This is a genomic window from Polaromonas sp. P1_E12, from assembly GCF_056405975.1.
Genome location: NZ_JBFUBB010000002.1, coordinates 584403 through 598163, shown reverse-complemented (window position 1 = coordinate 598163; position 13761 = coordinate 584403). Strand labels below are relative to the sequence as shown.

12 protein-coding genes are annotated in these 13761 nt (G+C 61.3%); 4 read left to right on the top strand and 8 right to left on the bottom strand.

Annotation, left to right across the window (positions count from 1 at the left end; genetic code table 11):
- Positions 1-5 precede the first annotated feature (5 nt).
- The 5 genes from AC1D13_RS08630 to lgt form a co-directional block, all read right to left on the bottom strand.
- Complete coding sequence (locus tag AC1D13_RS08630; RefSeq protein ID WP_457280335.1) at positions 6-989, bottom strand: Bug family tripartite tricarboxylate transporter substrate binding protein; 984 nt, start codon at positions 987-989, stop codon at positions 6-8.
- Positions 990-1044: 55 nt separating this feature from the next.
- Positions 1045-3171 (bottom strand): alpha/beta hydrolase domain-containing protein, encoded by a 2127-nt coding sequence (locus AC1D13_RS08625; RefSeq protein WP_477689363.1) that lies wholly within the window; start codon positions 3169-3171, stop codon positions 1045-1047.
- A 62-nt stretch (positions 3172-3233) separates the two neighbouring features.
- Positions 3234-4712, bottom strand: a complete 1479-nt coding sequence (locus tag AC1D13_RS08620) for a malonyl-CoA decarboxylase domain-containing protein (protein WP_457280333.1) — start codon at positions 4710-4712, stop codon at positions 3234-3236.
- Positions 4709-5377 carry a GntR family transcriptional regulator gene (locus AC1D13_RS08615; protein WP_457280332.1) on the bottom strand — a complete coding sequence of 223 codons (669 nt, stop codon included), beginning with the start codon at positions 5375-5377 and terminating at the stop codon, positions 4709-4711. Before AC1D13_RS08615 ends, AC1D13_RS08620 begins: the two co-directional genes overlap by 4 nt.
- 303 nt (positions 5378-5680) lie before the next feature.
- Entirely contained in the window at positions 5681-6517 is an 837-nt protein-coding gene (gene lgt / locus AC1D13_RS08610) for a prolipoprotein diacylglyceryl transferase (RefSeq protein ID WP_477689362.1), read from the bottom strand.
- Between the two features lie 91 nt (positions 6518-6608).
- On the opposite strand from lgt, the gene AC1D13_RS08605 reads away from it, so the two are divergent.
- Positions 6609-7202 carry a DUF4124 domain-containing protein gene (locus tag AC1D13_RS08605; protein WP_477669055.1) on the top strand — a complete coding sequence of 198 codons (594 nt, stop codon included), beginning with the start codon at positions 6609-6611 and terminating at the stop codon, positions 7200-7202.
- Here AC1D13_RS08605 and AC1D13_RS08600 read toward each other — a convergent pair.
- Positions 7189-8160 (bottom strand): LysR family transcriptional regulator, encoded by a 972-nt coding sequence (locus tag AC1D13_RS08600; protein WP_457280329.1) that lies wholly within the window; start codon positions 8158-8160, stop codon positions 7189-7191. The genes AC1D13_RS08605 and AC1D13_RS08600 overlap by 14 nt on opposite strands.
- A gap of 133 nt (positions 8161-8293) precedes the next feature.
- Here AC1D13_RS08600 and ilvD point away from each other — a divergent pair, with 133 nt between their 5' ends.
- Complete coding sequence (gene ilvD / locus AC1D13_RS08595) at positions 8294-9994, top strand: dihydroxy-acid dehydratase (protein WP_457280328.1); 1701 nt, start codon at positions 8294-8296, stop codon at positions 9992-9994.
- A 127-nt stretch (positions 9995-10121) separates the two neighbouring features.
- Here ilvD and AC1D13_RS08590 read toward each other — a convergent pair whose 3' ends face one another.
- Complete coding sequence (locus AC1D13_RS08590) at positions 10122-10367, bottom strand: TIGR04438 family Trp-rich protein (protein WP_457280327.1); 246 nt, start codon at positions 10365-10367, stop codon at positions 10122-10124.
- A 124-nt stretch (positions 10368-10491) separates the two neighbouring features.
- Between AC1D13_RS08590 and AC1D13_RS08585 the strand changes: the two genes are divergently transcribed.
- Positions 10492-10806 (top strand): c-type cytochrome, encoded by a 315-nt coding sequence (locus AC1D13_RS08585; RefSeq protein WP_457280326.1) that lies wholly within the window; start codon positions 10492-10494, stop codon positions 10804-10806.
- Positions 10807-10991: 185 nt separating this feature from the next.
- Here the strand turns inward: AC1D13_RS08585 and acs are convergent, their stop codons facing one another.
- The gene (acs, locus tag AC1D13_RS08580; RefSeq protein ID WP_457280325.1) at positions 10992-12989 is read right to left on the bottom strand and encodes an acetate--CoA ligase; all 1998 of its coding nucleotides are present in this window, start codon (positions 12987-12989) and stop codon (positions 10992-10994) included.
- A gap of 149 nt (positions 12990-13138) precedes the next feature.
- Between acs and AC1D13_RS08575 the strand changes: the two genes are divergently transcribed.
- On the top strand, positions 13139-13753 hold the full coding sequence (locus AC1D13_RS08575) for a YqhA family protein (RefSeq protein WP_457280324.1): 615 nt from the start codon (positions 13139-13141) through the stop codon (positions 13751-13753).
- The last annotated feature ends 8 nt before the right edge of the window (positions 13754-13761 follow it).

Below are 13761 nucleotides of genomic sequence, written 5' to 3'. Positions count from 1 at the left end.
AGGGGTCAGTCGAGTTTGGCGCCGGAGGCTTTCACCACCGCCGACCAGCGTTTGACCTCGTTGCTCACAAACGTGCCGAACTGCTGGGGCGTGAGGTTGCCGAAGTCCGCGCCGTTGTTGGCCCAGATGGCTTTGAGCTCGTCGCTGGTGGCGGCCTTGCGCAGGTCTTCCACGATGCGTGCCTGCACGTCGGCTGGTGTGCCCTTGGGCGACCAGATGCCGTACCAGGTGGTCACGGTGTAGTCGGGCAGGCCGAGTTCGCCGGCGCAGGGCACGTCCGGGAAAGCCGGGTTGCGTTTTGTGCCCGACACCATGAGCGCCTTGATGCGGCCGCCCTTGATGTGGTTGGCGGAAGAGCCCAGGCCGTCAAACATCATGTCGACGTTGCCGCCAATCAAGTCCTGCAGCGCAGGGCCCGCGCCGCGATAAGGGATGTGCGTGATGAAGGTCTTGGTTTGCTGCTTGAAGAGCTCCCCGGCCAGATGGTGCGAGGTACCCGCACCGGCGGAGCCGTAGTTGTATCTGCCGGGTGCCTTGCGCACGGCCGCGATGTAAGCCTTGAAGTCTGCGAACGGCATGTTGCGGGGATTGACCACCAGCACCTGCGGCACATTGGCCATCAGGGCCAGCGGCACAAAATCTTTCTCGATGTCGTAGTCCAGCTTGGGATACATCGACGGCGCAATCGTGTGATGCACGGCACCCATGAACAGCGTATAGCCGTCGGGCTGCGCCTTGGCGGCGATGCTCGCGCCCAAGGTGCCGCCGGCTCCGCCGCGGTTGTCGATGATGAGCTGCTTGCCTGTGAGTTTGGCGAACTGCGCCGACAGCGGCCGTGCGAACGCATCGGTACCGCCGCCGGCTGGAAACGGCACGATCATCGTCACCGGCTTGGTGGGCCAGGCTGACTGCGCATGCAGCAGGGGTGATGCGGTTGCAGCGCTGGCCGCAGCGATGCGCAGGACGTCGCGCCGGTTAAATGAAATCATGGTTTGTCTCCTTTGATAAGTTTTACTACGGGATGATATTCGTTAAAAATCGCCTTCAACGCAGCACCGCGCTGGCTTCGGCAGCCTTGATTAAGCGCACCGCGTCTTCGGCCAGCAGGAAACCCTGGGCCTGGGCTTTGTCGGCGGCCTTGCGCACGGCGACCACATAGCCCTCGTGCGAACCGTAGCGCTCCTGCAGCGACAGGCGCGGGTCGCCGTTGGCACTGCGCTCCTGCGCCGTGCGGGCAAAGGGCACCATGCCGCCCACGTAATTGCAGATTTGTCCCTGATGGAACGGCCGGGCGCCGCCCGTCGTGATGTTCCAGCCCAGGTAGGTGCCCAGCGGCGCTTCGAGCAGCACTACCGGCACGCCGCCCAGCTCATTGCCGTCGGCGTCCACACGCGGCGCCAGCATGGGCAGCACCCGGCGGATGGGCGGCGGCGCATTGGATGCCACGCCCGAGCCATCGGCAGGGTTGAACGCGGGGCCCCAGTCATAGTCAAGCACCGGCATGATGAAGTCCGGCTCGGGCACGGTGGGGCGCAACTGCGGCAGCGTGGGAAAGCCGATGCCTTCCTTGGTGGCCAGCGCCAGCGAGCCGCGCGGCTCGCCGGCACGCGGCGCCAGGGTAGGCCAGCGGCTGGGCGGTGGCTCGGCGCCACGCATCACCCAGTTGCGAAAGTGCGCGCGCAGCGCGTTCACGGTTTCGGTATGCGGCACCGGGTTGGCGGGTAACACACCCATGCCGAAATTGTTGCCCGGACAACTGGCGCCTGCCGTTGGAAGGCCCACGCCCGGCAGGCTGGTGTCAAAGCCCCCTGCCCCGCCGCCGTGGCTGGAGCTGGCAATGTAATAGCGCCGCACGTTGGCAGGCAGAGGCAGGTCGGCCCTGGCATCGGTACCCACCCATTCCGGCGTAAGTTTCAGGGCCCAAACCTCGGCCGAGCCAAAGTGCTCAACGATTTTCGGGCAGGTCTTGCTGGCTTCGCAACGATCAAGAATACCGGCAGGCGGCCCACCGCGCACCGGGTCGGCCGCGCGTGCCCACCACTGCGGCCCTTCACTGCCGGCCTGGTACAGCTCCAGCACGCCATCGGGCTGGGCCCAGCGGAAGTTCAGCGCGATGCGCCGGCCCGCAATGATGGGCCAGAGGCCGTCATGCACCTGGCGCCCGGCTTCGTCCCGGTTAAAGCCCAGGTGCAGCCAGCCGCGCAGAAAGTTACCGGACTGCGAGACGCCCCGGCCAATGCTGTGGGTCACCACCCCAGCCACCGGGTTCGGTGTGCCGGCGTCATCGGCCCTGGCCGTCTTGAAGAACACCCCCATATCGCGCCAGGCGGCAAAGCCCACGCCCAGCAGGTAGGGGTCGGCGGCCTTGAACACTACCTGGTAAAGCTTGCTGGCATCGAAGCCGTTCTTCAGGCAAATCTGCGTGGCATCAGGTATGCCGGGAAAAGGATTGGCCGCATCGCATTTGGCCCAGGCCCAGTCGGTGGAAGGAATCACTGTCTCGCCGGTCACATCGCCACGGGTGGATTCAGCCGTGCGCGACACCAGGCGCGACTGGCGCGTGTCCAGGCTCACTGGCTTGTACGGAACAGGATTTGTTTGCACGACCAGCGGCTGCGAACCCGGGCCGGTGCGATTGACGATGCGGCCAAACACCTCACCGGTGACGGGTGAGCCGTCGGCATTCCTTGCCACCGGCACCTTGAGCCAGTGGGGAAGCTCGACCGCAGCAGTGGCCCGCACCATGGTGGCGCCGGCGTTGTCGCCCTGCCAGGCGCTGGTGAGGTCGATGTCACCCAGCGCACGCTCCTGCACCACATTGGGCCGGCGCAGACCACGGTTTGGCACCTCATGCCACATCAGGCCGCTGGCCCTGGACGAATCAACCGGCTTGGTCAACACAAAGGTGGCCACGTAACGCACCTTGCCATCGGCCTCTTTGCCCAGTTCAATGTCCTGGATGATGGCATTGCCAGGCGCCTTGGGGTCCAGCTCGCCGAACGCGCGGCCGGCAACCTGTTCAAAGGCAACACCACCTGACAGGTCTGCCGCCAGGGGAACGGTTTCGTCAATCACGATCCGCGTGACGCGGGCCTGGGCGGAATGTCCCAGCAAAAACACGGCGGCCAGCGACGCAAGCGCCAACCTTCCCATCAGGTGAACGGGTCTCATGTCTGTCTCCTTCGTTTTTATCTGTCTACATCTGTCTACTGCTCGTCTGCAACTGCAAAAAACTACAAAAGCGATTCAATAGCGCCGGACACAGCCACCTTTCCTTGGGCCAGCAAGGCGCGGTGCTTGTCCAGGCGCTTGAGGTCATAGAGGTAATTCACCATCAGGCCGTACGATTGCCTGAGCCCTTTGGGCGTCGGGTCGCCTGCCCAGTTGATGCGCTCTACGCGCGCCCCGTTGCCCAGATGAAAGCGTGCCACCGGATCCAGCGGCTTGCCCTCTTCCAGGGCCCGGCCCAGGTAATGGGCGGCGCAGTGCAGCAGCATCTTTCGCACCGGCGACTTTTCGTTGAGGGCCAGCGGATTCTCTGCGGCGGTCAGCAGGTGCCCCGCAGTGGGCGGCTCAAACCCCACCGCCCGGCCCAGGGCGGCAAGCTCCTTGTCTCCCAGCGTTTCCAGCATGGCCGCCGCGTTCTTGCCCAGCCAGCTGCGAAACCCCGGAATCGGTGAAAGGGTGGCAAAGGTCTTGAGCTTGGGAAACTCCTCTTTCAGGGTCTCCACCACGCGCTTGATCAGTGAATCGCCAAAGCTCACGCCGCGCAGGCCGGCCTGCGTATTGCTGATGGAGTAAAAAATCGCAGTGGTCGCACGGCTCAGGTCCGAGGGCGCTGCCAGCTCATCAAGCAAAGGCATGATGTCGCCCGCAATCGTCTCGACCATCGCGACCTCGACAAAAATCAGCGGCACTTCTGGAAGACGCGGGTGGAAGAAGCCATAGCAGCGACGGTCACTGTCAAGCCGGTTTTTGACGTCGGCCCATCCCTTGATGTCATGGACCGCTTCGTACTTGATCAGCTTTTCAATCAGTGACGCCGGTGAATCCCAGGTGATGCGGCGCAGGTCAAGGAAACCGACATCGAACCATGTCGAGAACATGTATTCCATTTCGACATCCAGCGCCAGCAGACGCTTGTCGGCCTTGAGGCTGGGCTGCATGTCGGCACGCATCTCGACCAGGAACTGGATGCCGCCCGGATAGACGCTGAAGCGCTGCAGCAGACGCCGGCGCGGCGAAACTGTGGCACGGCGGTAACGCACCTCGGCCACGGCCTCTTCGGGTGTACCCACGGCAGCCGCAAACTGCGCCTGCGCGGCCTTGACCTTCTGCGGATTGGCGACGAACTGCTCACTCATCAGCATCCACAGGTCGCGCCGGCGAGCCGGGGTGGCGCCCTGGTACCAGGCCGCGATGGCCATGGCGCGCCGGCCGCCTTCCACCTCACTGACGCGGGGATCAATGATGGCCTGCAACTCCTGCAAGGTGCGGCGAAGTACACGCGGCGACAGCGCTTCGTCCTTATGGCTCAAAGTTGCCAGAAGCCGTTCATGCGTGCTTCGTGCGGGCAATTCGACGCTAGCCGCTATCTTTTTTGTAGCTGCTTGCGCACGGTCTGTTTGCCCTGCGGCCGTTTTTTCTGTAAGGCCTTTTTCGCCTGCCGTGAGCCGCGAAACATTGCGGCTGAGCCAGTCTGCGGCGCTCATGAGGCCACCCTGGAGCGCTGGCTGCGGGAAAGGTCACGCAGCGCTTCGCGTTGGCGCGTCAGGTGCGTGCGCATGGCGGCATCGGCACCTTCGCTGTCACGGCTTTTGAGGGCCGCAAACACCGTCATGTGCTCTGAAAGACTTTGCGCCAGCCGGCCCGGCGCGTGCAACTGCTGGAGCCGGGCAAGCTTCAATATTTTTCGCAGGTCCGCAATCGCCTGCGCGAGCCAGCGGTTGTTGGCCAACAGGATGATGGCCTCGTGAATGGCGAAATTGGTCGCGTAATAGTCATTGATCCGGCCGGCTTTGGCGTGACTGTTAAGCCGCTCATGCAAAGTAGTGAGCGCAGCCAGATCGGCGTCGGTGGCATTGCGTGCCGCCTCATAGGCGCAGCGCCCCTCCAGCAAGGCGATGACCGGGAAAATGTCGTCCAGGTCTTGCTCGGTCACCTCATTGACAAAGCAACCACGCCGGGGTTCGTGGCGCAGAAGCCCTTCCGAGGTCAGTACCTTGAGCGCCTCGCGCAGTGGCGTGCGGGAGATTTCCAGCCGTTCGCATAGCGCCACCTCGTCCAGAAAACTCCCGGGCGCCAGCTGGCCGGCAAAAATCTGCTCGCGCAGGGTATTGGCGACCTCCTGATGCAATGAACTCTGGACCAGACGCATGACAGATCCCTTTTGACCGGCTGACACAATGAACCCAAATACACGACACATCCACCGAACCCGGCAACTGCGGTGGCCCGGCACGTCCCGAAAAATCCACCTGCTTCCATACAACTGCCCCGGCAGCGTCTGGAGTTTTCAGAATTCCAGCGGTAATTTCAAGTAATTACACATAATTATGAGAGTTAAAAAGCAGTCAGACAAGTGAGTTGTGCCTGAAAACGACAGGGAGAAACCCTAGCGCCCCGAAGCGAGAGGCTCAGGGCACCAGACAGTCCTGACGCCCGGAGCTATCGCCACAAGTCAATAGCTGCCTGCGATGGATTTTGGGGGTTGACCCTGCCGGGAAGCCCACACCCAGAGCCAGGCACCCGCTGCGATCATGGGCACGCAAAGCCATTGGCCCATGCTCATGCCCAGGGCGAGGATGCCGAGGAAGTCGTCTGGCTCACGGAAAAACTCGGCGATGAAACGAAACACGCCGTAGCCGACCAGGAAGGCCCCGGAGACCTGCCCCACCTTACGCGGCTTGCGCGCGTACAACCAGAGCAGCACGAACAGCAACAAGCCCTCCATCAGGAATTGATAGATTTGTGAGGGGTGACGCGGCTGCATGGCGCCGCTGCCCGGAAATACCATGCCCCAGGGCAAAGCAGGGTCGCTGAAGCGTCCCCAGAGCTCACCGTTAATGAAGTTGCCAACGCGCCCCGCCGCCAACCCGGTCGGTACGCAAGGCGCGACGAAGTCCATGACCTGCAGCCAAGGCCGCTGGCGCGAACGGGCAAACCACCATTGCGAGGCCAGCACACCCAGCATCCCGCCGTGAAAGCTCATGCCGCCCTGCCACACAAAAAAGATTTCAAGCGGGTGCGACAGGTAGTAACCGGGCTTGTAAAAAAGGCAGTAGCCGAGCCGCCCACCGACCACCACACCCATGACACCCAGGAACAGGATGTCTTCAATGTCCCTGCGCGACCAGGCGCCGGGGCCGGTGATGGACGCATAGGGCTCGTGGCGAAGGCGCCGCGTAGCCAGGAAGAAGAAGAGGCCAAAAGCCGCCAGATATGTCAGGCCATACCAATGGATGGCCAGGGGACCCAACTGCAGGGCAACCGGATTGATTTGCGGATGAATAAGCATGGGCCGTATTTTTGCATGCGAGGCTCGTAGGAAAGGGCTTACAGTGAGCCCGCTCGCTTAAACTGGGAGCAACGCCGTACAGGATCACACCATGCGTCATTTATTCTGTTTTACCGTTGTTTCAGGCTTGGGTTTGTTGTGCATCCAACCCGCTGCGGCACAGGTCTACCAATGCCTTGATTCAGCCGGCAAAAAGGTGTTTTCACAAACGCCCTGTGCGACCAGCGGCGGTGGCAATGAAAAGCTCATTGTCCGCGCACCGGCCCCTGCCGCGGCACCAGCATCAACTGACGGCACACCTGTAACAGGCGTGCCCGGCGTGCTTTATGGCAATGGCGGAGCCGCCGCAGCACCCAAGGATTGGGCAGCGGAAAACGCTGCGGCGAATGCGCGGGCAGCTGCTGCTGACCGATCCAGCGGCGGATCGCGCCAGGCCATGCCCTCGGCACTGGGTGGCCTGCGCAAAGGCGGTGCCCAAACCCAGGCGCAGGCTTCCGACAAACAGATCATTGCCAACTGCGAAGCCAACCACGGCGCCCGCTGCAGCAGTGCCGGCGAAATAGCCCAACGAAGAATGGAGCAGCGGGAACTCACCCCAGCGGAAAAGCAGCAGCAGCAAAGTGCGGTGGCGGCGCGCCGGCAACGCGAACGGGAAGAAGCCTTCGAGCGGTCTATGCGCCGATAAAGGTGATAAAGCGGGCAAGCGCCGGGTTGGCGCTGGCCCGCGGCCAGACCAGACTGGTCTCACAGCCAGGCACCACGGCCGAAGCACCCCGTGCACCACTACGCATGGAAGGCCTGCCACCAGGCAGGCTGCGATACACCACGCCAGGGCGCTGAAACTGCCGCACGCTCTCGGGAACCCAGGCCACGCCGAGCCCGGCGGATACCAGGTTCACGATGGTCTGCATCTGGATGGCTTCCTGGGCAACCTGCGGCAATTGCCCTGCGGCGTGATACATCGCAAAAATCGCGTCGTAAAGTGACGGAACGATTCGCCGCGGAAAGATCACTAAAGGCTCGCCCAGCAGATCAGGGAGCGCTAGCGTCGCCTTGCTTGCCAGCGAGTGCTGCCCGGGTAGCGCCACCACCAACGGGTCCTGGCTGATGTGCCGGCAGGCCAGGCCTGGCGGCGCGAAACCAGGGGAATGCAACATGAAGCCCGCGTCGATCTCTCCGCGCTCAAAAGCCTGCAGCTGCACGTCGCCGGTCGCCTCTATCAATTCCAGCTGCACCTTGGGGTATTGCTCGCGAAAGGCCTGCACCCAACGCGGCAACAACTCAAAACCGACCGTAGACACAAAAGCCAGCCGCAAGCGCCCGGCCTCGCCGTCCGCGCTGGCGCGCGCATATGCCGGAAGAGCCAAGGCACGTGTCAGCAGGTCACGCGCTTCGGGCACCAAGGCAGCACCTGCCGTCGTGAGCTGCACGCTACGCTTGGTGCGGTCGAACAATCTGAGGCCCAAATGCGCCTCCAGCTGCGCAATGGCCTGCGTGAGCGGCGGCTGGGTCATGTTGAGGCTTTTGGCAGCGCGGCCGAAATGAAGTTCCTCGGCCACTGCCAGAAACTGACGCCACAGGCGAAGCTCGATCAAGGGCGGTTTACGGGAAGCCATGCCCGTGGTGCCGAGAATATCTTTCATATGCCATACATATTAATAGATGATTAATAATGGATTGGAAAGAATCAATCAAAGCACGCATACTCTGTTTCTCCCGATGAATGCCCAAGGTCAAACGCGGGCAAGCCACAGTAGCCAACACCACGAGACACCCATGGAAACCAAAACCGTCAACATCGTTGCCAACCCACGCAGCAGGAACATCACCGAGGGTAAATCGCGCGCGCCGAACCGCTCCATGTACTACGCCATGGGCTACGAGGCCGACGATTTCAAAAAACCCATGATCGGCGTGGCCAATGGGCACAGCACGATCACGCCCTGCAACAGCGGCCTGCAAAAACTGGCCGACGCGGCAATTGCCGGTATCGAGGAAGCTGGCGGCAACGCGCAGGTATTCGGCACACCCACGATTTCCGACGGCATGGCCATGGGCACCGAGGGCATGAAGTACTCCCTCGTGAGCCGCGAAGTGATCTCCGACTGCATCGAGACCTGCGTGCAGGGCCAGTGGATGGACGGCGTGCTGGTGGTTGGTGGCTGCGACAAGAACATGCCGGGCGGCCTGATGGGCATGCTGCGCGCCAACGTGCCGGCGATCTACGTCTATGGCGGCACCATCCTGCCGGGCACCTACAAGGGCAAAGACCTCAACATCGTCAGCGTCTTTGAAGCCGTGGGCGAAAACGCCGCCGGGCGCATGAGCGACGAAGACCTGCTGCAAATCGAGCGCCGCGCCATTCCGGGCACCGGCAGCTGCGGCGGCATGTACACGGCCAACACCATGTCCAGCGCTTTCGAGGCCCTGGGCATCTCACTGCCCTACTCCAGCACCATGGCCAACCCGCATGACGAAAAAATGAATTCGGCCAAAGAGTCGGCCAAAGTGCTCGTCGAAGCCATCAAGAAGGACATCAAGCCGCGCGACATCGTCACAAAAAAGGCGATTGAAAATGCCGTAGCCGTGATCATGGCCACCGGTGGCTCCACCAATGCCGTGCTGCATTTCCTGGCCATCGCCCACACAGCCGGCGTCGAATGGACCATTGATGACTTCGAACGCGTACGCCAGCGTACGCCAGTGCTGTGCGACCTGAAGCCGTCGGGCAAATACCTTGCCGTGGACCTGCATCGCGCCGGCGGCATTCCACAAGTGATGAAAACGCTGCTGGCCGCCGGCCTGCTGCATGGCGACTGCCTGACGATCTCCGGCCAGACCATCGCAGAGACGCTCAAGGATGTACCCGAGGTGCCGCGCGCCGACCAGGACGTGATCCGCCCCATCAACAATCCGATGTATGCGCAGGGCCACCTGGCCATCCTGAAGGGCAATCTCTCGCCCGAAGGCTGCGTAGCCAAAATCACCGGCCTGAAGAACCCCGTCATGACCGGCCCGGCCCGGGTGTTTGATGACGAACAGTCCGCGCTGGCAGCCATCCTGGCCGGCAAGATCAAGGCCGGCGATGTCATGGTGCTGCGTTACCTCGGGCCCAAAGGAGGCCCCGGCATGCCTGAAATGCTGGCCCCCACCGGCGCGCTGATCGGTGCCGGCCTCGGCGAAAGCGTGGGCCTGATCACAGACGGCCGCTTCTCGGGCGGCACCTGGGGCATGGTGGTCGGCCACGTGGCGCCTGAAGCTGCGGCTGGCGGCAATATCGCCTTCATTAATGAAGGCGATTCGATCACCATTGATTCGAAGCAACTCCTGTTGCAACTGAATATCAGTGACGCCGAATTGGCTAAACGCAAGGTCGGCTGGAAAGCCCCTGCGCCACGCTATACCCGGGGCGTCCAGGCCAAGTTCGCTTTCAATGCATCAAGTGCCAGCAAGGGTGCGGTGCTGGACGACTATTGATTTGATCCGCTGAAACGCAAAGAGCCCGTGAAGTTACAGACTTCACGGGCTCTTTGCTTTGGGGCCAGCTGCCAGTTGCGAAAACCGGGTAACTTGACTGGCGTCTTAGCTAGTTGCGCTGTATCAGCTATTTCTTTTTCTTCGCCGAAAGCATGCCCATGGCTTCACGCTGCTTGTCGATGCGGTCTTGCCTGCGTTTGTCCATCTTGTCCACTTCCTTACGCTTGGTATAGCCCGATGCATCCGCCCACCACCACCAGAGGGCTGCAAGCGCGAATGGAGAAAGCACAATCCACCAGCTCAATGTAGCAACGGGACCGATTTCGAGATACTTCAGTGCCAATGCAGCAATTCCAACCAATAGAAAAAACATCTGTAACTCCTCTGAATGTGTGGTGGTTTGGCCGGGTCAACCCTTGAAACCCGGGTCAACCGGCACCACTACAATGACGTTAATTGACTGTAACCGAATCCACAACTCCCCACGAGGACAATCCATGAAACGCATTCTTTCGGTCATCGCTTCCATGGCTGCAGTTTTTGCAGTATCAACCCCTGCACTGGCGGATCTGCAACTGGCAACCGCAAAAAACTGCATGGCTTGCCACGCCGTTGACAAAAAACTGGTTGGACCCTCCTACAAGGATGTCGCAGCCAAATATGCAGGGCAAAAAGACGCAGCAGACAAGCTGGCCGCCAAAGTCATCAAGGGTGGTTCAGGCGTCTGGGGCCCGGTGCCCATGCCAGCCAACGCCCAGGTAAGCCCAGACGAAGCCAAAAAGCTGGTTGCCTGGATCCTGACCCAGAAATAACCGAGGGCTTCTGGCCCAAAAAAAGCCCGTCATTGACGGGCTTTTTTTATGCCGCTTCAAATCACTGCTTTTCAGACAGCTGATCGAGAATGGCAGGGTTTTGTGGCCACGTCACATCGCTTCGCGATATGAGTGTCCCCCAACCCTGCCCCAGCTTCGCTGACGCGGCTACGCCACGTTCTCGATCACTGCTTTTCAGACAGCTGATCGAGAATGGCAGGGTTTTCAAGCGTCGAGGTGTCCTGGGTGATGGTCTCGCCCTTGGCGATGCCGCGCAGCAGGCGGCGCATGATCTTGCCGCTTCGGGTCTTGGGCAGGTTGTCGCCAAAGCGGATGTCCTTGGGCTTGGCGATCGGGCCGATTTCTTTGCCCACCCAGTCGCGCAGCTCCTTGGCAATCGCCTTGGCTTCCTCACCCGTCGGGCGTGAACGCTTGAGCACTACAAAGGCCACAATGGCTTCGCCCGTCAAGTCATCGGGCCGCCCCACCACGGCGGCCTCGGCCACCAGCGTAGAGTGCGCTACCAGTGCCGATTCGATTTCCATGGTGCCCATGCGATGGCCCGACACATTCAGCACGTCATCGATGCGGCCAGTGATGCGGAAGTAGCCGTTGTCGACATTGCGCACTGCCCCGTCGCCGGCCAGGTAAATCGTGCCGCCCATTTCTTCGGGGAAATAGCTTTTCTTGAAACGGTCCGGATCGTTCCAGATCGTGCGGATCATGGAGGGCCAGGGCCGCTTGACGACCAGCATGCCGCCTGCGCCATTAGGGAGATCCTTGCCGGTTTCGTCGACGATGGCGGTCATGATGCCGGGCAATGGCAGCGTGCAGCTGCCGGGCACCAGCGGCGTAGCGCCGGGCAGCGGCGTGATCATGTGGCCACCGGTTTCGGTTTGCCAGAAGGTATCGACGATGGGGCAACGCTCGCCACCCACGTTCTTGTAGTACCACATCCAGGCTTCGGGATTGATCGGCTCGCCAACAGAGCCCAGGATGCGCAGGCTGCTCAAGTCTGAGCGGGCCGGATGCACCTTCTCGTCAGCCTCGGCGGCCTTGATCAATGAACGGATGGCCGTAGGCGCCGTGTAGAAAATCGTGACCTTGTGTTTTTCGATCATCTGCCAGAAGCGGCCCGCATTCGGGAAGGTCGGTATGCCTTCAAAGATGATCTGCGTTGCGCCGGCAGCCAGCGGGCCGTAGGCCACGTAGGTGTGGCCGGTGATCCAGCCGATGTCGGCGGTGCACCAGAACACGTCGGCGGGCTGGATGTCGAAGGTCCAGTCCATGGTGAGTTTGGCCCACAGCAGGTAGCCGCCGGTACTGTGCTGCACGCCCTTGGGCTTGCCGGTCGAGCCCGAGGTGTAAAGGATAAAAAGCGGGTGCTCTGCGCCGACGAACTCGGGCTCACACACCGGTGCCGCCTTGGCGGTGATCTCGTGCATCAGGCTGTCGCGGCCGGCCACCATGTTGCAGGCAGTGGCGGTGCGCTGGTAGACGATCACGTTCTTGATCGACTCGCAGCCGCCCATGGCGATGCCTTCATCGACGATGGCTTTGAGCGGCAGCTCTTTGCCGCCACGCAACTGGTAATTGGCGGTAATAACGGCCACGGCGCCGGCGTCCTGAATACGCTCCTGAAGGCTCTTGGCCGAGAAGCCGCCGAAAACCACCGAATGCGTGGCGCCTATGCGCGCGCAAGCCTGCATGGCCACCACGCCTTCGACCGTCATTGGCATGTAGATGATGACGCGGTCGCCCTTTTTGATGCCGGCGCCTTTCAGCGCGCTCGCAAACTGACTGACCCTGGCATGCAATTCTTTGTAAGTGACGTTGGTGACCTTGCCGTCGTCGCTTTCAAAGATGATGGCTTTTTTGTTTTCGACCGGTGTGCCCAGATGGCGGTCCAGACAGTTGTAGGAAGCGTTGAGTTCACCATCGGCAAACCACTTGTAGAACGGAGCATTGGACTCATCCAGTGTCTGGGTGAATGGCTTCTTCCAGCTCAGGTTTTCGCGCGCCAGGCGAGCCCAAAACCCTTCAAAGTCCTTCTCGGCTTCGGTGCACAGCGCCTGGTAAGCCGGCATACCCGAAATACGCGCGGCCTTTACGGTGGCTGGTGTCGGCGGAAAGATGCGATTTTCAACCAGGGTGGATTCGATCGCGGATGAAGGGGCGCTCATTGGTTTTGTCTCCTGTTTGTCACTGAATGCGTGGTACTGTCTTCTGCCGCACTTACAAGCCACTGACTGGCTTGAACCTTACAACTTCTGCAATTCAGGGGGTACCTGCGCTCCCCCTACAATGCCGCAAACCCCCAGCTTACGCCATCATGACTGAATCCACCCAATCCCCCACCCCCGCCAAAATTTCGCCCCTGCGCCCCTTGCCCAACCTGATTTTTGCCAGCCGCTGGCTGCAATTGCCGCTGTACCTCGGGTTGATCGCCGCTCAGGCCGTGTACGTGCTGCACTTTCTGGTGGAGTTGTGGCACCTGATTGAAGCCGCCTTCGGCAGCCAGACCGCACTGCAGTCGCTGATCACCAGCATCGGCTACAAGACCTCCACGCCCATCGTGTCGCTCAACGAGACGGTCATCATGCTGGTAGTGCTGGCGCTGATCGACGTGGTCATGATCTCGAACCTGCTGATCATGGTGATCGTGGGCGGCTACGAAACCTTTGTGAGCCGCATGAACCTCGAAGGCCATCGGGACCAGCCCGAATGGTTGAGCCACGTGAACGCCTCGGTATTGAAAGTGAAGCTCGCAACGGCCATCATCGGCATCAGCTCCATCCACTTGCTGAAGACCTTCATTAACGCCGACAATTACACCGACAGGGTCCTGATTGCGCAAACGGTGATCCACATCACCTTCCTGTTGTCGGCGATTGCGATCGCCTACACCGACAAGATCATGTCCGCCATCGCCGCGCAAAAGCACTAAGCGAGCCA